This window comes from Nocardia sp. NPDC005825 (assembly GCF_040630175.1).
GTDB lineage: Bacteria > Actinomycetota > Actinomycetes > Mycobacteriales > Mycobacteriaceae > Nocardia.
This window is the reverse complement of sequence record NZ_JBEXXC010000003.1, coordinates 155257-174325: the sequence shown is the minus strand read 5'-3', so window position 1 is coordinate 174325 and position 19069 is coordinate 155257. Positions and strand designations below refer to the sequence as shown.

General features: G+C 69.7%; 15 protein-coding genes. 7 read left to right on the top strand and 8 right to left on the bottom strand.

The annotated features are described in order from the left end of the window. The 5 genes from ABZ382_RS09600 (at position 1) to ABZ382_RS09580 (ending at position 8834) form a co-directional block, all read left to right on the top strand. Positions 1-1773: an N-acetylmuramoyl-L-alanine amidase gene (locus tag ABZ382_RS09600; RefSeq protein ID WP_357086271.1), complete on the top strand. Its 1773-nt coding sequence runs from the start codon at positions 1-3 to the stop codon at positions 1771-1773. A 336-nt stretch (positions 1774-2109) separates the two neighbouring features. Next, a complete protein-coding gene (locus ABZ382_RS09595) occupies positions 2110-3132 on the top strand; it encodes an Hsp70 family protein (protein ID WP_357086269.1) in 1023 nt (340 codons plus the stop codon). A gap of 176 nt (positions 3133-3308) precedes the next feature. Beyond that, positions 3309-4313: a diiron oxygenase gene (locus ABZ382_RS09590; RefSeq protein ID WP_357086267.1), complete on the top strand. Its 1005-nt coding sequence runs from the start codon at positions 3309-3311 to the stop codon at positions 4311-4313. A 14-nt stretch (positions 4314-4327) separates the two neighbouring features. Next, positions 4328-5911 carry an FAD-dependent oxidoreductase gene (locus tag ABZ382_RS09585; protein ID WP_357086265.1) on the top strand — a complete coding sequence of 528 codons (1584 nt, stop codon included), beginning with the start codon at positions 4328-4330 and terminating at the stop codon, positions 5909-5911. A gap of 742 nt (positions 5912-6653) precedes the next feature. Continuing rightward, a complete protein-coding gene (locus tag ABZ382_RS09580; RefSeq protein WP_357086263.1) occupies positions 6654-8834 on the top strand; it encodes an Hsp70 family protein in 2181 nt (726 codons plus the stop codon). A 410-nt stretch (positions 8835-9244) separates the two neighbouring features. Here the strand turns inward: ABZ382_RS09580 and ABZ382_RS09575 are convergent, their stop codons facing one another. From ABZ382_RS09575 to ABZ382_RS09565, 3 genes are all read right to left on the bottom strand, one after another. Further along, positions 9245-10003, bottom strand: a complete 759-nt coding sequence (locus ABZ382_RS09575) for a glucose 1-dehydrogenase (protein ID WP_357086261.1) — start codon at positions 10001-10003, stop codon at positions 9245-9247. Between the two features lie 116 nt (positions 10004-10119). Next, on the bottom strand, positions 10120-10767 hold the full coding sequence (locus ABZ382_RS09570) for an HAD family hydrolase (RefSeq protein WP_357086259.1): 648 nt from the start codon (positions 10765-10767) through the stop codon (positions 10120-10122). Positions 10768-10791: 24 nt separating this feature from the next. Beyond that, a complete protein-coding gene (locus ABZ382_RS09565; RefSeq protein WP_357086257.1) occupies positions 10792-11358 on the bottom strand; it encodes a hypothetical protein in 567 nt (188 codons plus the stop codon). 132 nt (positions 11359-11490) lie between these two features. On the opposite strand from ABZ382_RS09565, the gene ABZ382_RS09560 reads away from it, so the two are divergent. Together ABZ382_RS09560 and ABZ382_RS09555 are read left to right on the top strand one after the other, a co-directional pair. Continuing rightward, complete coding sequence (locus ABZ382_RS09560; protein ID WP_357086255.1) at positions 11491-12198, top strand: TIGR00266 family protein; 708 nt, start codon at positions 11491-11493, stop codon at positions 12196-12198. Between the two features lie 17 nt (positions 12199-12215). Beyond that, positions 12216-13400: a hypothetical protein gene (locus ABZ382_RS09555; protein ID WP_357086253.1), complete on the top strand. Its 1185-nt coding sequence runs from the start codon at positions 12216-12218 to the stop codon at positions 13398-13400. 22 nt (positions 13401-13422) lie between these two features. Here the strand turns inward: ABZ382_RS09555 and ABZ382_RS09550 are convergent, their stop codons facing one another. The 5 genes from ABZ382_RS09550 to ABZ382_RS09530 all read right to left on the bottom strand — a co-directional run bounded on the left by ABZ382_RS09550 (position 13423) and on the right by ABZ382_RS09530 (position 18989). Continuing rightward, positions 13423-14214 carry a sirohydrochlorin chelatase gene (locus tag ABZ382_RS09550; protein WP_357087311.1) on the bottom strand — a complete coding sequence of 264 codons (792 nt, stop codon included), beginning with the start codon at positions 14212-14214 and terminating at the stop codon, positions 13423-13425. Between the two features lie 112 nt (positions 14215-14326). Further along, positions 14327-15616: a GTP-binding protein gene (locus ABZ382_RS09545; RefSeq protein WP_357086251.1), complete on the bottom strand. Its 1290-nt coding sequence runs from the start codon at positions 15614-15616 to the stop codon at positions 14327-14329. Further along, positions 15616-16542: a sulfate adenylyltransferase subunit CysD gene (gene cysD, locus ABZ382_RS09540; RefSeq protein WP_357086249.1), complete on the bottom strand. Its 927-nt coding sequence runs from the start codon at positions 16540-16542 to the stop codon at positions 15616-15618. Before cysD ends, ABZ382_RS09545 begins: the two co-directional genes overlap by 1 nt. Beyond that, positions 16521-17231, bottom strand: a complete 711-nt coding sequence (locus ABZ382_RS09535; protein WP_357086247.1) for a phosphoadenylyl-sulfate reductase — start codon at positions 17229-17231, stop codon at positions 16521-16523. The genes cysD and ABZ382_RS09535 overlap by 22 nt, the downstream gene beginning before the upstream one ends. 15 nt (positions 17232-17246) lie before the next feature. After that, entirely contained in the window at positions 17247-18989 is a 1743-nt protein-coding gene (locus tag ABZ382_RS09530) for a nitrite/sulfite reductase (RefSeq protein ID WP_357086245.1), read from the bottom strand. Positions 18990-19069: the final 80 nt, after the last annotated feature.

Here is a 19069-nt window from a genome sequence, read left to right as displayed (position 1 = left end):
ATGAAACGAAGCATCACCAAGTCCGGAATTTGCACGGTCGTCACCGCGGCGGCCATCACCACCGTGGCCGGGATAGTTCCCGTGGCCGCGCTGGCCGCGCCGGCGCTGCCCGAACTACCGCAGAAATTGGCCGGGAAGACCATCTTCCTGGACCCGGGCCATCAGGGGCCCAATCACAGTCAGGACACCAACAAACAGGTCAGTGACGGTCGTGGCGGCACCAAGGCGTGCCAGACGACCGGCATGGCCACGCTGCACGGCATCGCCGAGCACACCATCACCTGGAACGTCGCGCAGCTGGTCCGCACCTCGCTCGAGGGCCTGGGCGCGCACGTGGTCCTGAGCCGTCCGGACGATACCGGCTGGGGCGGCTGCATCGACGAACGGGCCCAGGCCGCCAACGCCTCCGGCGCGGACGTCGCCGTCAGCATCCACGCCGACAGCGGGCCCGCCGACGGCAAGGGCTTCCACCTCATCGTGCCGCAGCTGCCGGTCCCCGACGCCAAGGTCAACGAGGTGCAGTCCGGTGCGGGCCTGGCCGCCAGCAAGGCCATGCGCGACACCTACCTGCAGAGCGGGTACCAGGCGGCCACCTACAACGGCGCGGTCGAGGGACTCCAAACCCGTTCCGACATCGCGGGTCCCGCGCTGACCCTGGTGCCGGACGTCTTCCTCGAAATGGGCAACGGCGCCAACGCCGAGGACGCCCAGCAGCTGGAAAGCCCGGAGGGACAGCTCAAGCACGCGGTCACCATCACCACCGGGATCGCCTCCTACCTGCTCGGCGTGCCGGTGCCCGCAGCCACCGACAAGCCGGCGGAGAAGGCGGCCGAGCCGGGAATCCCGTCGGCGCAACAGCTTCCGGCACAGGCTCCGGCTCCCGAGGCCGCGCTGGTCCCGCAGGCCGCGGTTCCGGTTCCCGAGGCCGTGGCTCCGCAGGCCCCGGCAGCGGTTCCGGAACCGACTCCGGAAGTCGTTGCGCCGCAAGCGCCCGCGGCGGTGGCTCCGCAGGCTCCGGCGTTCATCGTGCCGGCGCATGCCCCGAAGTCCCCGGCGATCATCGTTCCGGCGCAGGCTCCGCAGTCGACGGCTCCGGCGGCTCCGGCCCCGGCGCAGCCCGGAACCAGTCAGGCTCAGCCCGGAACCAGTCAGGCCCAGCCCGGGACGAGCCAGGCCCAGCCGGGGCAGACTCCGGCGCTTCCGGCCCAGAACCCCGGGACACCGGGTACCGGTCCGGCGCAACAGAATCCGGCGCAGCAGCCGGGTGCGGCGGTGCTCGAGGACGGGTTCCAGGTCTTCCAGCAGCTCGCCGACCAGTTCCTGAACAACTGGCAGCACGCGCAGACTCCGCCGCAGCCGGGCATCCAGCGGACTGTGCCGCAGCCGGGAACTACCCAGCCGCAGAACGGAACTCAGCCGCCGGCCGCGCAGGCCAAGCCCGCCACCCCGGCGGTGCGGGCGATCGCGGATCTGCGCGCACCGGTGCGGCAATCGCCGAGCACCCCTGGCGGTCAGGGGAATTCGGCGGCGCCGGGCGGCGTCGGAACACAGTCGACCCCGGGCGCGCAGGCTCCCGGGACCGACAAGAACTCCAAGTCCGACAGCCTGGGCGCGGGTGGTGTGAGTTCGCTGGTGCAGATGGCCGTGAAGTTCTTCGGCCCGCTGGCCAAGATGCTCACCGGTGACTCGGGTCTGGGTGCGGACCTGATCAACCTGGCCTACAGCGTGGTCTCGGTGCTCAGCAATACGCTGTTCAGCTCGAGCGCCAAGTAGTCGCCTCGATCGACGCGGAATCGCCCTCGCTCCGGATTCTCCGGTGCGGGGGCGATTCTCGTCGGTGCGGAGACCGGCCGTACCGGGTGGCCTCGGCTGTCGCGTTTCCGGCGAATGGGGGAGTTCGGGCAAACATCTCGCGATCGGACTGTGCGGGGCGGGTTTTCGCGGTCACCTGCCTGGACAACACGGCTGTCGACGGTCGGCGGCGCACGTGCGGACAATCGCGTGTCCGGTGGTTGGCAAGCATCCGGCGCAGGAGTTGCATGAATTCGGGTCGAGTTCGACGGCCGGTGCGAACGCTCGGCCCGATGGACTCGTCGATCGAGGTGGATGATGGCGTTCGGTGTGGGTTTGAGTATCGGCACGGTCAACACGGTCTGCTCCACGGCGGCCGATCGAACCGGAAAGCTGCCGCCCGGCCGTCGAGGCATTCCTCCGGCCACCTGGCGCACCACCCTCACCTTCGACAGTTCCGGGACCGCCCGCGTCGGGCGCATCCCCCGGCACGGTCGCGTCATCACCGATTTCGCCGATCTCGGCCAGCGCGGCGCGCCGATGGCGCGGGTCGGGCACCGAGCGCTGTCGGCCGCGGATCTGGTGGCGACCGTGGCCTACAGCGTGGTCGCGGAGGTGCTGGGCAAACCCCCGGCGGGGGTGCTGGACCACGGGGAGACCGGTATCGCGGTGACCCATCCGGCCGGTTACTCCGCGACTCTGATCGCCGATCTGCGCACCGCGCTGGACGGCGTGGGCCTGGACCGGGCGACCCTGGTGGCCGAGCCGATCGCGGCCGCGTCCTGGCTGGCCGCCGAACGCGGGCCGCTCACACCGGGATTGGCGCTGGTCTACGACCTCGGCGGGGCCGGGTTGGACGTCACGCTGCTGCGCGTCGGCATGGGCGCGCCCAGCAATCCGGTCGTCGGCATGCCGCTGCACTCGGCCGACTACGGCGGCCGGGCCTTCGGCGACATGGTGGCGCGCACGCTGCGGCGCACCGCGGGCTCGCCGGTGGTGCCGCGCGGGCTGTCGGACGCGGACTCCGGGGAACTGCGTGCCGACCACATTCGCCGTTCGCTCGCCCTGGTCTACCAGTGCCTGCGGATCGCCGACGTCACCATGGCCGACGTGGATCGGATCCTGGTGGTCGGCGGGGCCGCGCGGCCGCCCCAGGTGGCGCAGGTGCTGGCCAAGGAGCTGGCGCGTCCGGTGGTGGTCTCCGTGGACCCGGAACGGACCATCGCCGACGGCGCGGCCATCGCGGCCCGGCAAGCACTCCTGGCCCGGGAGTCGGCGAGCCACCGGCCGCATTCGCTGACCGGACTCTTCCGGCGTGTCACGCGGGTGGCCGCGCTCTGACGGGGTCTCCGGCCCGCTGAAGTGATCATTTGTCCTGCTACTCGCGGGTTTGCTCGAGAGCCGCGTGTGCAGCACTGCTAACTCGTGCAAGCATCTTGCGAACTGTTGTTGACGCCCCTCCAGTTTGGTGTAACTATTGGGTACACATAACGCCACTGACTGGAGAGGTGACGACGATGTCTCCGACCACGACCCCCCTTGACGACCCCGTGGTTGCCGAAGCTCAGGAGTACGCCAACAAGCTGCTGCTGCTCTCGGAAGGGTCGGTGAACAAGCACTTCGACCCCTACGAGGACATCGACTGGGACAACCCGGACTTCGATTCCAACGCCCGCCCCGAGCGCTGGATCCTGCCGGAGTCCGCGGACCCGCTGGGCCGCCACGACTGGTACCAGTCGCTGACGGTGGAGCAGCAGATCGCGGTCGGCAAGTACCGCCAGGCCAATATCGCCAAGGTCGGCCTGCAGTTCGAGTCCATCCTGATCAGCGGCATGGTCAACCACACCTTCTCGCTGCCCAACGGTGACGCGGAGTTCCGCTATTGCACCCACGAGATGGCCGAGGAACTCAACCACACCCTGATGTTCCAGGAGATGGTGAACCGCATCGGCGTGGACGTCCCGGGCATGGGCCCGCTCGTCCGCCAGCTGCGCCTGCTCGGCGTGCCCGTCGCGGTCGCCTTCCCGAACCTGTTCTTCATGGCCGTGCTCGCCGGCGAGGAGCCGATCGACCACATCCAGAAGCAGATCCTGCGCTCGGGCGAGGAAGTCCACCCGATCATGCGCGGCGTGATGAGCATCCACGTCGCCGAGGAAGCCCGCCACATCTCCTTCGCGCACGAGTTCCTCAAGCACCACGTGCCGGAGCGCAACGCGGCCGAGCGCTTCATCCTCTCGATCGCCATGCCCGTCATCATGTTCATTCTGGGCCGGTCCATCGCGACCCCGCCGAAGAAGTTCTTCCAGGAGTTCGACATTCCGGAGAAGGTCCGCAAGGAACTGTTCTACGGCTCCAAGGAGGCCAAGCAGGTCTTCGCCGACTACTTCATCGATGTGCGCGCCCTCGCCGACGAGATCGGCCTGATGAACCCGATCTCCAAGCGGGTCTGGAAGCTGCTCGGCATCTCCGGCCCGGCGTCGCGCTACCGCTCGGAGCCCATCCGCTCCGGCAAGGTCGCGTAGGAAGGGGACGTACAGTGCCGTACGTTGTCACTCAATCCTGTTGCAGCGACGCCTCGTGCGTCTACGCCTGCCCGGTCAACTGCATCCATCCGACTCCCGACGAGCCGGACTTCCTGACCGCGGAAATGCTCTACGTCGACCCGCAGGCCTGTGTGGACTGCGGGGCGTGCGCGACCGCCTGCCCGGTGGACGCCATCACCTCGTCGAAGAAGCTGACGGCAGAGCAGCTGCCGTTCATCGAGATCAACGCCGACTTCTATCGGCAGGAACGGCCGCGGCCGCTGCTGGCCATGCCGATTCCCGCGGCCGAGGTCAAGCCCGGCCGGGAACCCTTGCGGGTGGCCGTCATCGGCTCCGGCCCCTCGGCCATGTACGCCGCCGATGAGCTGCTCACCCAGCCGGGCGTGTCGGTGACCGTGTTCGACAAGGTGACCACGCCCTACGGTCTGGCTCGCTTCGGCGTCGCGCCCGACCACACCAAGACCCGCCAGGTCGGCGAGCTGTTCGACGTGATCTCCGCGCAGCCCGGCTTCGGCTCGTACCTGAACGTGAATGTGGGCGAGCATGTTTCGCACGAGGAACTGCTGGCGCACCACCACGCGGTGATCTACGCCGTCGGCGCGTCCTCGGACCGCAAGCTCGGGATCCCGGGTGAGGGGCTGCCCGGCAGCGCCTCCGCCACCGACTTCGTGGCCTGGTACAACGGCCACCCCGACCAGGCGGGCCGGTTCTTCGACCTGTCGGCGCGGCGCGCGGTGATCGTGGGCAACGGCAATGTGGCGCTGGACGTGGCGCGCATCCTGACCACCGATCCGGAACTGCTGGCCGGCACCGACGTGTCGCAGCGGGCGCTGAACGCGCTGCGGCGCAGCAATATCGAAGAGGTCGTGATCCTCGGGCGGCGCGGTCCGGCCGAATCCGCCTTCACCGTGCCGGAATTCGTGGGTCTGCTGGGCGCCGATGTCGACATCGTGGTCGAGGGCGAGCTGCCGCCGATCGTCGAGGGAATGTCGCAGAAGGTCGAGCACAAGCTGAAGCTGCTGCACGGGTTGGCCGATCGACCCGTGGGTGGGCGCAAGCGAATCGTGTTCCGGTACCTGTCGGCGCCGGTGACCATCGGGGGCGTGGATCGGGTGACCGGGGTCGAGGTGGTGCGCAACGAGCTCGTCACCGGCGACAACGGTGCGGTGCACGCGGTTCCGACCGAGGACGTCGAGACCCTCGACACCGGCCTGGTGCTGACCTCGGTGGGCTACCGCGGTGTGGCGCTGCCCGGCGTGCCGTTCGACGAGCGAGCCGGGATCATCCCGAACCTGGACGGACGGGTGCTCGAGGAGTCCGGCGGCGCGGTGGTGTCCGGCGCGTACGTGACCGGCTGGATCAAGCGCGGCCCGACCGGGTTCATCGGGACCAACAAGTCCTGCGCGCAGCAGACGGTCCGTCAGCTGGTGGACGACTTCAATGCCGGGCGGCTGACCCGGCCCGCCCGCAGCGCGGGCGATTTCGACCGGCTCGTCGGTGAGCGGCAGCCGCACGCCATCCGTGGCGGCGCGGTCAACCGTCCCCGGCGCAAGCTGTCCCTGATGGTGCGTCGCTGACCCCACCCCTGTCGGCGTCGTCCTCGGAAGGCCGCTGCACGCAACCCCTGTGCGTGCGGCGGCCTTCGTCATGTCCGGGCCACGCCGGTCGGGCCACCGTGAGTTTTTGTGCCGGGCAACGTATCCGGCGTCGCCACGGCTGCGAATATCGGGGGTCTGTGCGAACGCCGGCCGAGGCCGGAGAGTTCGCTGTACCGATGGTGTTGTGCGAGTTGTAATACTGCGTTTGCTCGCAGCGACATCTCCGGTAGTAGAGAAGATTTCGTCGCGAATCACGGACGGTAGGGCGGCCAGCGTGGGGTGTTCCGGGGTAGCTACCGACCAGTGATCGGTAATCTGCACGTCCGTACTGACGATGCGGTTTTGTTTTTCGGACACTACTCGCCTACCGGTCGGTATGAATTTAATGTTCGCTGCGGTGTAGCCATAGCTAAAGACTGTGCGGTTGCCTTTGTGGGGTAGTTGGATTCGATCTTGCTACGGCGGTTGCCTGACCAGTAGATTCGCCAACTTCGCTACTGGACGCGAAATCTTTTCTCCCGATTCGATATTCAATGCCCGCAAACGCCAGCTAACCTGAACGCGCTGTTTGGAAAACGACCGCGACCACATGGTTGGTACGCATGACGGGCCGTGGTCTCGGTGCGTTGACGGGATAGCAATGACAGTTGGCTTTGGCATGAGCATCGGCACAGTGAACTCTGTATGGGCCACCACGGCCGGTGAAAGGAACCGACCAGCCGTGCGGGTTCGTCGGACCGCTGTGACCTTCGACAGCGCCGGCGGCCCGCAGATCGGGGGGATTCCCCGGTTCGCGCCGGTGGTCACCGACTTCGCGGACCTCACGGCCGATCCCGACCCGGTGGTCATCGGGGGCCGCATCTGGTCGCCCGCGGACCTCATCGCGGCGGTGGTGAACGGGCTGATCGAATCCCATGCGCCCGAAGCGCCCGCCGTAACCACGTATCCCGCTTGCTATTCGGACAAACTCGTCACCCGTATTCGGCGGGCGCTGGACTGGTCCGGCGCGGCGGACGTCACCCTGATGCCCGAACCGGTCGCCGCCGTCGAATGGCTCGACGAGGAATACGGCCTCTCCGAGAACGGGATCACCCTGGTCTACGACCTCGGCGGCAACAGCCTCGACCTGGCCGTGGTGCGCACCGAATCCGAGGTGGAGGAGCGCGGCATCCTCGGCCGCGCCGAACGCTCGTACGACTTCGGCGGTCGGCCGCTGGGCGCGCTGCTGGCCAAGTACGCGCGCAGCATCGCGCCCGGCGCGACCCAGCCCGTCTCGGCCGTGGTGCCCGCCTCCGACACGAACCGGCTGCGCAGCTGGCATATTCGCAATTCGCTACGCCTGGTCCGGTCCGTCGTGCACCGGGCCGGGCTGCACATGGAGGAGATCGACCGGGTGCTGCTGATCGGCGGCGCGGCCCGGCCCCCCGAGGTGGCACGCGTGCTGGCCGATCTGGGCCGCCCGGTCGTCATGTCGCCCGATCCCGCGCACACCGCCGCCGTCGGCGCGGCCATCGCCGCCTTTCGCAGCGTCGATACCGGTTCCGCCATCGGGCGCTACGCCCCTCGCGCCGCCGTGATCTCCGGCGCGGCAGTCGCTTCCGCGCTCGCCATGTCCGCCGCCACCGTGCTCGGCGGACCCGTCGCCGGGCCGCCCGGACTGCAGGCCGCCCCCGAACCCGCCGACCCGCCCGCCGGCACCTCGGCCCTCGGCGGCGGGGACGTCATGGTCCTCGACGACGTCACCGCCCCCGCGGGCACCCGCTCCCACGCCGTCACCACCGTGGCCGCCGTGCGCAGCTACGCGCCGCAGGCCCCGACGGTCACCTCCACCTGGTACAACGGCCGCCCCGTCGACACCACCGGCGGTGGCAGCCACTGCGAGACCCGCGCCCTGACTCTGGCCAATCCGGCTGTCACCTACGCGAACCCGGCCCAGTTCACCAACCCGCTCCCGTTCCAGAACCCCGTCCTCGCGGGCTGGACCATCGGCGGCTACGTCGGCAAGACCCCCAAGGTCAGCGTCCCCGGCGCCCCGTCCGCCACCCTGCCCGGCGGAACCACCCCTGGCGCAACCCAACCGGGCACCGGTCAGCCCGGGACGACGCAGCCGGGCACGACACAACCCGGCGGAACCCAGCCCGGCGCAGGTCAACCGGGCGGTGGCCAGCCCGGTTCGGGCCAGCCCGGCGGCACGACTCCCGGCGGCGCCACGGGCGGAACCGGTGGCGGCACCGGAACCCCCGGTACTTCGACCCCCGGCGGCACGGGCGGAACCACCACGGGTGGTACGACTTCCGGCGGCGGCGCCTCGAACCCAGGCGGCGGTACCTCGGCAGGGGGCGGTGCGACCGGCGACCCCGCTGGTGCCAACACCGACGGCGCCTCACCCGGTTCCAACGGCGGAGGCTCCAATCCCGGTGGCTCGAATCCGGGCGGTTCCAACCCTGGTGGTTCCAGCCCCGGTGGCTCCAACGTGGGCGGCTCGAACCCAGGTGGTTCCAGCCCTGGCGGCTCGAACCCGGGTGGCTCCAACCCTGATGGGTCGAATCCGGGTGGTTCCAGCCCTGGCGGTTCCAATGCGGGTGGTTCCAACCCCGGCGGTTCCAACCAGGGCGGTTCGAAGCCCGGCGGGGCCACTGGCGGCGTCGGAACCGGCGGCGGCGCAGCATCTCCCGGCGGCTCGAAGCCCGGCGGCTCCCAAGGCGGCGCGCTCGGTGGCGGTTCTCAGGGCGGTGCGACCGGTGGCGGCTCCCCGGGCGGCGCGTCCAAAGGCGGAGCGGGCGGTTCTTCCACCGGCGGCAGCCACGGCGGCGGCATGGGCGGTGGAGCCGGTGGCGGTATGGGCGGCGGCGGGATGGGCGGTGGCGGCGGCAAGGGTGGTGGTGGCGGTGGCAAACACTGACCCCTTGCGGCAGTGCGCTTCCCGACCGCTCGGGCAGGGCTCGGCGCGGGCGTCGGATCGGTCGCGGGCTTCGGGCCCGGGAGGTCCGGCACGGCCCGCCGGATCGCTGTCGTTGGCGGCTTTGGCTTTCGGTCTGGCTCTCACCAGGCGCGTTGTCCCGCGCGCCGGTGAGGGTGGCGGGGGAGATCGGGCGGTGGCGTCCCACCATCCGCCGGCTTCCCACGGCGACGCAGGCGGTGGCGGGACCGACCAGCCCGCCCCGCCTCGTCCCGTCGAGTGAGGGGATTCCCTCGCGTGGACCGGTGTCAGGGAGCGGGGATCTGCGGCTCCGCGGCCTGACGCCAGAGTGACCGGCCCACCCCGCGTCCAGTGCCCGGGCGCGGTGGTGGGCCTGTCGCGTGTGCGACGGGTCAGCGGGCGGTGAAGCCGCCGTCGACGGCGAGAGCCGCGCCGGTGATGAACGACGCCTCGTCGCTGAGGAGATAGGCGCAGAAGGCGGCGATCTCGTCGGGGCGGGCGATGCGGCCCAGCGGGTGCAGGGCGGCGATGGCGGCCTCGCCTTCGGGGGTGGCGCCCATGGAGTTCCGGAAGGCGGGGGTGTCGACCGCGCCCGACACCAGGGCATTGACCCGGATGGACTGTTCCGCCCCTTCCAGGGCGACGGCGCGGGTCAGGCCCACCACACCGTGTTTGGCGGCGACGTACGGCGCGACCTGAGCCATGCCGACCACACCCAGGTTGGAGGCGTTGTTGAGGATCGCGCCCCCACCGGTGGCGGCGAGCGCCGGAACCTGGTGGCGCAGGCCGTAATAGACGGCGGTCAGGTTCAGTTCGAGGTCGGCGCGCCAGCCCGCCTCGTCGATGTCCTGGACCGCGCCGAAGGCGCTGACCGCGCCCGCGTTGTTGAAAGCCCCGTCCAGACGGCCGAATTCGGTGATCGCCGCGGCGGTCAGCCGTTCCACGTCGGCTTCGAGGGTGACGTCGGTGGGGACGAACAGCGCCCGTCCGCCCGCGGCGCGGATCTCCCCGGCCATGCGGTCACCGGCTTCCTTACCGCGCGCGCCGAGCACGACGGCCCCGCCCTCGGCGGCGATCCGCCGGGCCACGGCCGCGCCGACTCCCGAGGTGGCACCGGTGATCAGGACGACCTTGGCTTCGAACCGGGTCATGACTGCGTCTCCTTGCGGTAGAGCGGATTTCGTTGACATGTCATAGTCAACGCCGCGCGGAGACCGGCCGCTGGCGGAAAACGGCCGTCACGCTTGATGTGTCATGTATTGGGATATCAGGCGGGCGCGAGCAGGTCGGGCAGCTCGTCGAGGCTGTCGATGACCGTCGCCCGGGCCGCGTCCGGCAGCTCGGCGGTCAGATAGCCCCACGGCCCGCGGCGGATCAGCACCGGCCGCATGCCCGCCTCCAGCACCGGCAGCACATCGTTGTCGACGCGGTCGCCGACGTAGCAGATCTCGCCGGGCTCGACGCCCGCCACCTCGGCGACCTTGGCGAAGAACTTGGGATCCGGCTTCTCCAGCTCCCATTCGGCCGAGGTGTAGACCGCGTCCACCGGCAGGTCCATCCGCTCGAGCGCCGACTTCGCCTGCGGCGGCTGGTTTCCCGCGATGATCACGGTGATCCCGCGCCGCTGCAGTTCGCGCAGCGCGCGGCGCACATCCGGGTAGAGGTCGTCGGCGTCGAAGTTGTTGCGCAGGCTGGCGGGTTCCGCGGTGGCCCAGGCCACTTGCTCGGCCTCGAGGTCGAGGTCGGGCCGGAACAGGGCGAAGGCGTCGGTGAGGGGACGTCCGGTGGCCGCCATGCCGCCGATGACGCCGAGGAACGCGAAGCGGGGCACGCCGAGCCGGTCGGCCCAGCGGCACCAGATGCGCGTCTCGTCGATCAGCGTCTCGCCCACATCGAATACCGCAGCCTTGATCATTCGCCCAGCGTATCGGGCGGGCGTTCAGCGCTGGGCGTTGAGGAAGCCGATGGCGGTCGCGCCCCACCAGCAGACCTGCGACGCCATCCCGGTGGCCGCACCCCACGCCAGCAGCCGCGGGGTCAGGGGGGCGTCGCCGCGCGCGGTGAGTCGGCGGTTGAGCGAGTAGGCCTGAATTCCATTGAGCGTCAGCACCAGGACCAGCGCCAGCTTGGTGCGGGTCATGGTGGAGGAGAGGTCGGGTTCCAGCACGCAGCCGCTGGCCACCAGTCCGGCCAGGCCCAGCCAGATGGGGACATGCAGCCGGCTCACCGCGCGCAGCGCCGACGCGAGGTCGAGACGGCCCGCGGCCCAACGCAGTACGAACGAGTCGGCGGTGAGGACGCCGCCGAATCCCACCACCAGCGAGGCGAGGTGGACGAACACGCCGCCGTGGTGGACGGCCGGGCTCGCGGTGATGTGGGCGGCGATCCAGAGGGCGGCGGTCAGCGCGCCGGTGGCCAGCAGCGCGTACGCGGCCGTGATGCCCCAGGAATCCCGCGGGATGCCCGCCGTCCCGGTGTGTTGCCGGGCGCCGCTGATCTGGAGCATGTCGAGCCTTCTATTAGGTAAGGAAAGCCTAATTTACTGATTCCGTCGGCGTGGTGGCAAGTCGACAACGATCGCGCCACGATCGGCGTCGGGCACACTGGGGTGAGTTGTGCACACGGGAGGGGAAGCCTGATGGACGCCAGAATCCGGGGGACGGTCATGCCGGTGCTCGAGGTCGCCCTCGACCCCGGCGACAGCCTCGTCGCCGAAGCGGGCCAGCTGTCGTGGATGACCGAGAGCATCCGCCTCAACACCTCCACCCGGGCCGCGGCCGGCGGCGTCTTCGGCGCGGTCCGCCGGGCCATGGCCGGGGCGGGCCTGTTCATGACCGAATACACGGCCCACCGGCAGTCGGGCAGCGTGTCCTTCGCGGCGAAACTCCCCGGCCAGATCCTGCCCGTACAGATCGCCAAGGACCGCGAATACCTGGTCCACCGGCACGGATTCCTCTGCGCCGCAGGCGATGTCCGGGTGGCCCTGAGCTTCCAGCGCCGCCTGGGCGCGGGCATCTTCGGCGGCAGCGGCTTCACCCTGCAGCGGCTCAGCGGCGAGGGCTACGCCTGGGTGGAGCTCTCCGGCGAGGTCATCACCTACGACCTGGCCCCGGGCGAGACCTTGCGCGTCCACCCCGGCCACGTCGGATTGTTCGACGCCTCGGTCGATTTCGACATCACCATGATGAAGGGCGTCCGCAATGTCCTCTTCGGCGGAGACGGCCTGTTCCTCGCCGCACTCACCGGCCCCGGACGGGTCTGGCTGCAATCCCTGACCATCACCAACCTCGCCCACACCCTCATCCCGTACCTGCCGTTCCCCGACCCCGGCACCCAGTCCCGTTGAGCAGAAAGCAGGTTCGAGTGAAGGCGTGGGGCAAGGTGCTGGCGTGCGCGGTGCTCGGGGCGGCGCTGGCTGTACCCGTCGCATGCGACACGGTGCGCGACGAAATCTCCGCAGCGGTCTTCGGGCCCCCTTTCGAACCGGGCGCGGTCACCTTCGTCTCCGATACCGAGGGATGGCTGAGCGGTGCGGAGGGCTACTGCGGCACCACCTGCCGAAGGCTCTTCCACACGGTGGACGGAGGCCGGAGTTGGCAGCAGGTGACGGCGCCGACCGTCGCAAACGAGTGGTTCGGCATCGCCGATTCCCGTAACTGGTTCGCGCTGCGCCGGCCCGCGAAGTTCGAATCCCCGGAGCTGGAGCTGTGGTCGACACATGACGGCGGAAGTCATTGGTCGCCGGTGCGACTACCCGCGGACGTGGAGCTGCCCGAATTCGGTGTGCGAGCGGTGATCTCCGATGGCACGGTGCGGGTGACGGCCTTCGACGGGCACACCGGCGAGGTGCGGATGATCAGCAGCCCGGTGGGGGCGGACGATTTCACCGCGACGCCGCCTTTCCGGGTCGTCGAGGGACGTCGCGGGGATTCGTCGGTCTCGGTCGATTTCGGTGTGGTGCAGGGAGGAGCGACGAGCTGGTTCGTGGGGTGGATCGGCTCGACCGAGCGCGGTCAGTCGAACTGGGTGGGGGCTCGGGTGGTCGATGGCCGATGGTCGTCCTTCCCGCTGCCGTGTGTCGGGACCATCCGGCCGGAGGTGGCGGCGATCTCGTCCACCGAACTGGCGATCTCCTGTGACCCGACGGGTGTCGTGGACCATCGGATGGGGGAGTACCACCTGTACGTGTCCACCGATGCCGGTGACACCTTCACCGAACTCGGCGTTCTCGCTCCCCGGGGCCGGAACGCGAAGCTGATCGGAGCGGGCACCACCAGGGACCTGGTCGTCGCGGTGCCGACCGGCGATGCCGACTCGCCGACCGCCCTGCGCACCTCCCACGACGGCGGCCGCACCTGGAAGCAAACGCTGAACCCGCGCGCCCCGCGGGGGATGTCGGTCAGCGGTAATCCCGCCCAGGGCGAGTTCTTCACGCCCACCACCGGTTACGCCCGACTGAGCTATGTCGGAGAAGCCCCGGACGGCAAGGACATCCTGTACCTGACCTTCGACGGCGGAGACACGTGGGAACAAGTCACCGTTGGCTGACGGCCGGCGGCACCGAATCCGGTCAGGCGGTGAGTTCGAGCGGCAGCGCGGCGGTGGCGTAGCGGTCCAGCGCCACCTCGGCCAGTAGCGGGTGCGCGCCGATCGTGTCGGCGTGCCGGACCAGCGGCAGGGTGTCGCGCAGGCGGTCGGTCAGCAGGCCCGGGGCCAGGAACCAGGGCGCGACCAGGATGCGTTCGGCCCCGCGCGCCCGCAGCCGGGCGAACGCCTTGTCGACCGTGGGTTGCGTGGTGGCGAAACAGATTTCGGTGTCCCACCCGGTCATGGCGGTGAGCAGTCGCGCCACGTCACCGGTGCGGGTGTTGGCGGCCGCGGACGTCGAGCCCACGGCGGCGACGGCGATGCCCCAGCGCGGACCGGTCGTCCGGCGCAGCCGCCCGGTGGAGGCCTCGCTGACGGCGGCGGGCCGGAAGTCGGTGCCCGCGGCCATGGCCGCCGCGATGCGATCGCGCAGGGCGATGATCAGATGCGGATCGGGACCGAGCACCTCGGCCTGGGTCAGCCGCAGCCGCGGATGCCGAGCGCGCGCGGCGTCCAGCATCCCGGGCAGATCCACCCGCGCGTGGAACGCGTTGCCCAGCAGCAACGGCACCACCACGGCGTGCGAATGCCCGTCGGCGGCAACGGCGTCGATGACCTGGTCCACCGAAGGGGTGCTCAGGTCCAGGAACGCCAGCCGCACATCGAGATCCGGCCGCTGCTCCGCGATCTGCGCGACCACCTCGCGCATGGTCGCCGCCGACCGTGGGTCGCGGCTGCCGTGCGCGACGGCGATGAGCGCGGGCGCGTGCTCGATACGGAACGGGGAGGCCGCTCCGCCCCGCACGGTCGCCACACTGCCGAGCGCGGGGAAGGCCGAACCGCCCGGCGAGACGGCCGGAACTGCGCCGTTGCCGGGCGGATTCACATCAGGCTCCGACTTCGACCGCGGTCAGCGCGTCGCCGACCAGGCCCGCGGCCAGGGTGTTGCCGCCGGCGGGGTCGATCAGCAGGAACGAACCGGTGTGGCGGTTGACGCTGTAGTCGTCGGCCACGATCGGGTCGGCCACGCGCACCGAGATGCGGCCGATGTCGTTGAGCGACAGCGACTCCGGGTTCGGGTCGGCGGCCAGGTGCTGTTCGTCGAACCGCTCGATGAGCGCGCCGACGATGGCCTGGGTGGTGCGGGTGCCGTGCTTGAGCAGCAGGCGCGCGCCCGGGCGCAGCGGCTTGTCGCCGAGCCAGCAGACGGTGGCGTCGAAGGCGTCGATCGGCTCGGGAGCGCCCTCGGCGGCGGCGATCACGTCACCGCGCGAGACGTCGACGTCGTCGGCCAGCACCAGGGTGACGCTGCGACCCGGCTGCGCCGAGGCGAGTTCACCGTTGGGGGTGTCGATGCGCTCGACCGTGGTGCGGGTGCCCGACGGCAGCACCACGACCTCGTCGCCCTTGGACACCAGGCCCGCCGCGACCTGACCCGCGTAGCCGCGGTAGTCGGGGTATTCGGCGGTGCGGGGCCGGATCACGTACTGCACGGGGAAGCGCAGCCCGATCTCGTGGCGGCCGTGCACGTCCGCGTCCACCGGCACCGACTCCAGGTGCTCGATGAGCGAGGGACCGGTGTAGTACGGGGTGTTCTCCGACCGCGAGGCGACATTGTCGCCGTGCAGCGCCGAGACCGGGATCTCCTGGATGTCCTCGGGAGCCCAGCCGAGTTTGGCGGTCAGCTCACCGAATTCGGAGGTGATCTTCTCGAAGACGCCGGCCGGATCGTCCACCAGGTCGATCTTGTTGACGGCCAGCACCAGCTTCGGCACGCCCAGCAGCGCCATGACGGCGGCGTGGCGGCGGGTCTGCTCGATGACACCCTTGCGGGCGTCGACCAGCAGGATCACCAGCTGCGCCGTCGACGCGCCCGACACCGTGTTGCGGGTGTACTGGACGTGGCCCGGGGTGTCGGCGAGCACGAAAGACCGCTGGGGCGTGGCGAAGTAGCGGTACGCCACGTCGATGGTGATGCCCTGCTCGCGCTCGGCGCGCAGGCCGTCCACCAGCAGCGACAGGTCCGGAGTCGACAGACCCTTGTCGACCGACGCGCGGGTGACGGCGTCGATCTGGTCCGCGAGCACGGACTTCGTGTCGTACAGCAGCCGGCCGACCAGGGTGGACTTGCCGTCGTCGACCGATCCGGCGGTGGCCAGTCTCAACAGGTCGGACATCAGAAGTAACCCTCTCGCTTGCGGTCTTCCATGGCGGCCTCGGAGACACGGTCGTCGCCGCGGGTCGCGCCACGTTCGGTGAGCCGGGACGCGGCGACCTCGGCGAGGATCGCGTCGTTGTCGGCGGCGTCGGAAATGATGGCGCCGGTGGTGGATCCGTCGCCGACGGTGCGGTAGCGCACCGACTTGACCAGCAGCTCCTCACCTTCGGCCGGGCCGCCCCACACGCCGGGGGTCATCCACATGCCGTCGCGCTGGTACACCGGGCGCTCGTGGGCGTAGTAGATGCTGGCCAGCTCCACGTCCTCGCGGGCGATGTAGCGCCAGATGTCGAGCTCGGTCCAGTTGGAGATGGGGAACACGCGCACGTGCTCACCCGGAGCGTGGCGGCCGTTGTACAGGTTCCACAGCTCGGGACGCTGACGCTTGGGGTCCCAGCGGCCGAAGGCGTCGCGCAGCGAGAAGATGCGCTCCTTGGCGCGCGAACGCTCCTCGTCGCGGCGGCCGCCGCCGAACACCGCGTCGAAGCGGTTCTCGTTGATGGCGTCCAGCAACGGCACCGTCTGCAACGGGTTGCGGATGCCGTCGGGGCGCTCGGTCAGGCGGCCATCGGCGAGGTAGTCCTCGACCGAGGCGACATGCAGTCGCAGGCCGTACTTCTCGACCACCTTGTCGCGGAACGCGAGGACCTCGGGCAGGTTGTGCCCGGTGTCGACGTGCAGCAGCGCGAACGGCAGCGGCGCCGGCCAGAAGGCCTTGATCGCCAGGTGCAGCAGGACGGTGGAGTCCTTGCCGCCGGAGAAGAGGATCACCGGCCGCTCGAATTCGCCCGCCACCTCACGGAAGATGTGGATGGACTCGGATTCGAGCGCGGCCAGGGTGTCGAATTCAGTCTCGAGTGAGGTCATGAGGCGTGCAACCCGCATTCGGTCTTGGCGAGCCCGGCCCAGCGGCCGGATCGCGCGTCGGATCCCGGTTCCGGCTTCCGCGTGCACGGAGCGCAACCGATGGAGGGATAGCCCTCTTCCACAAGGGGATTGACGAGAATGCCGTTGGCCTCGATGTAGGCCGCCATCTCGTCATCGGACCAGGCGGCGATCGGATTGATCTTCACCAGGCCGAAGCCCTCGTCGTAGGAGATGAGGGGTGCGTTGGCGCGAGTCGGCGCCTCCACTCGACGGATGCCGGTCACCCAGGCGTTGTATCCGACGAGGGAATTCTTCAGGGGGACCACCTTGCGCAGGCGGCAGCATTCGGCGGCGTCCCGCGCGAACAGGTCCTTGCCGAGCAGCTGATCCTGTTCGGCGACAGTGGTTTCCGGCTGCACGTTGACGATGTTCACGCCGTACACCAGCTCGACCGCGTCACGGGTGCCGATGGTCTCGGCGAAGTGGTAGCCGGTGTCGAGGAACAGCACGTCCACCCCGGCGCGGACCTGCGCGGCCAGCTGCACCAGCACCGCGTCCTGCATGTTCGAGGCCACGATGTAGTTGGTGCCGAAGTTGTCCTCGGTCCACTGCAGCAGTTCCTGCGCGGTCGCGTTCGGGCCCAGCTCGGCATTGCCCTTCTCGACCAGGGCGCGCAGCTCGGACTCGGCGAGTTTCGTGGTGGTCATTGATGTTTCTCCCAACTACCGCAGGTCTGCTTCATCGGCACGGACAGCCCAGACGGCGAAACGCTCACCCTCGTCACGGTTCTTGACGAAGTTGCGCACCACGCGCTCGATGTAGTCGCCCAGTTCCTCGCTGGTGACCTTGTGCTGGCGCAACTTCCGGCCGAAGCCGGAGTCGAGTCCCAGGCTGCCTCCGAGGTGAACCTGGAAGCCCTCGATCTGATTCCCGTCACCGTCGTCGACGAGCTGGCCCTTGAAGCCGATGTCGGCGATCTGGGACCGGCCGCAGGAGTTGGGGCAGCCGTTGATGTTGATCGTGATCGGCACGTCGAGCTGCGCGTTGATGTCCGCGAGCCGCTGCTCCAGCTCCGGCGCCAGCACCTGCGAGCGCTTGCGGGTCTCGGTGAACGACAGCTTGCAGAACTCGATGCCACTGCACGCCAGCAGATTCCGCCGCCAGATGGACGGACGGCCGTGCAGGCCCAGCGGTTCCAGCGCGTCGATCAGCTGCTCGACCTTGTCGTCGGGCACGTCGAGGACGATGAGCTTCTGGTAGGGGGTGAAACGCACCCGGTCCGAACCGACCGCCTCGACGGCGTCGGCGACCTGGGTCAGGATGGTGCCCGACACGCGACCGGCGATGGGAGAGAAGCCGATGGCGTTGAGGCCGTTGCGCAGTTTCTGCACACCGATGTGGTCGATCGGGCGCTCCGGCTGCACCGGCGCGGGGCCGTCGATCAGCTTGCGCTTCAGGTACTCGTCCTCGAGCACCTGACGGAACTTCTCCACACCCCAGTCCTTGACCAGGAACTTGAGGCGGGCCTTGGTGCGCAGGCGGCGGTAGCCGTAGTCGCGGAACAGCGAGACGACCGCTTCCCACACGTCCGGAACCTCGTCGAGCGGCACCCACGCGCCGAGGCGCTGGGCCAGCATCGGGTTGGTGGACAGGCCGCCGCCGACCCACAGGTCCAGGCCGGGCCCGTGCTCGGGGTGAACGACGCCCACGAAGGCGACGTCGTTGATCTCGTGCACCACGTCCTGCTGGCCGGAGATGGCGGTCTTGAACTTGCGCGGCAGGTTGGAGTATTCCTTCTTGCCGATGTAGCGCTTGACGATCTCGTCGATGGCCGGGGTCGGGTCGAGGATCTCGGTGAGCGACTCACCGGCCAGCGGCGAACCCAGCACGACACGCGGGCAGTCGCCGCACGCCTCGGTGGTCTGCAGGCCGACCGCCTCGAGGCGACGCCAGATCTCCGGCACGTTCTCGATCTCGATCCAGTGGTACTGGACGTTCTCCCGGTCGGACAGGTCGGCGGTGTCGCGGCCGAACTCGGTGGAGATGCCCGCGAGGGTGCGCAGCTGGGCGAGGTTCAGCGCGCCCGCGTCGCACCGCACCCGCATCATGAAGTAGCGGGCCTCGAGCAGGTCGATGTTCTCGTCGCCGGTGTAGGTGCCGTCGAAGCCCTGCTCGCGCTGGGTGTAGAGACCCCACCAGCGCATGCGGCCGCGCAGGTCGCTCTTGTCGATCGAGTCGAAACCCTGCTTCGAGTAGATGTTCTCGATGCGGGCGCGCACGTTGAGCGGGTTGTCGTCCTTCTTGGACTGCTCGTTGGCGTTGAGCGGCTCGCGGTAGCCGAGCGCCCACTGGCCCTCCGACTTGCGCTTCACCGGACGGGCCGTGCGCTCACGCCGGACGGGCTGCGCCGAATCGGGCACAGTCTGCGGCGTATCGGAACTGGTGGCGTCGGTGCTCGACGTCATGGGGGTCGCTCCTGAAGGTCTTGCGGGCAGGCGGGAGGGGCTGGCTCACGCCTCCGATATCAGAGAACCGGCTCTATACG

Coding starts and splice junctions, on each gene's coding strand:
- ABZ382_RS09600 (WP_357086271.1), top strand. CDS start 1: ATGAAACGAAGCATCACCAAGTCCGGAATTTGCACGGTCGTCACCGCG.
- ABZ382_RS09595 (WP_357086269.1), top strand. CDS start 2,110: ATGGCGTTCGGTGTGGGTTTGAGTATCGGCACGGTCAACACGGTCTGC.
- ABZ382_RS09590 (WP_357086267.1), top strand. CDS start 3,309: ATGTCTCCGACCACGACCCCCCTTGACGACCCCGTGGTTGCCGAAGCT.
- ABZ382_RS09575 (WP_357086261.1), bottom strand. CDS start 10,003: ATGACCCGGTTCGAAGCCAAGGTCGTCCTGATCACCGGTGCCACCTCG.
- ABZ382_RS09570 (WP_357086259.1), bottom strand. CDS start 10,767: ATGATCAAGGCTGCGGTATTCGATGTGGGCGAGACGCTGATCGACGAG.
- ABZ382_RS09565 (WP_357086257.1), bottom strand. CDS start 11,358: ATGCTCCAGATCAGCGGCGCCCGGCAACACACCGGGACGGCGGGCATC.
- ABZ382_RS09560 (WP_357086255.1), top strand. CDS start 11,491: ATGGACGCCAGAATCCGGGGGACGGTCATGCCGGTGCTCGAGGTCGCC.
- ABZ382_RS09545 (WP_357086251.1), bottom strand. CDS start 15,616: ATGTCCGACCTGTTGAGACTGGCCACCGCCGGATCGGTCGACGACGGC.
- cysD (WP_357086249.1), bottom strand. CDS start 16,542: ATGCGGGTTGCACGCCTCATGACCTCACTCGAGACTGAATTCGACACC.
- ABZ382_RS09535 (WP_357086247.1), bottom strand. CDS start 17,231: ATGACCACCACGAAACTCGCCGAGTCCGAGCTGCGCGCCCTGGTCGAG.
- ABZ382_RS09530 (WP_357086245.1), bottom strand. CDS start 18,989: ATGACGTCGAGCACCGACGCCACCAGTTCCGATACGCCGCAGACTGTG.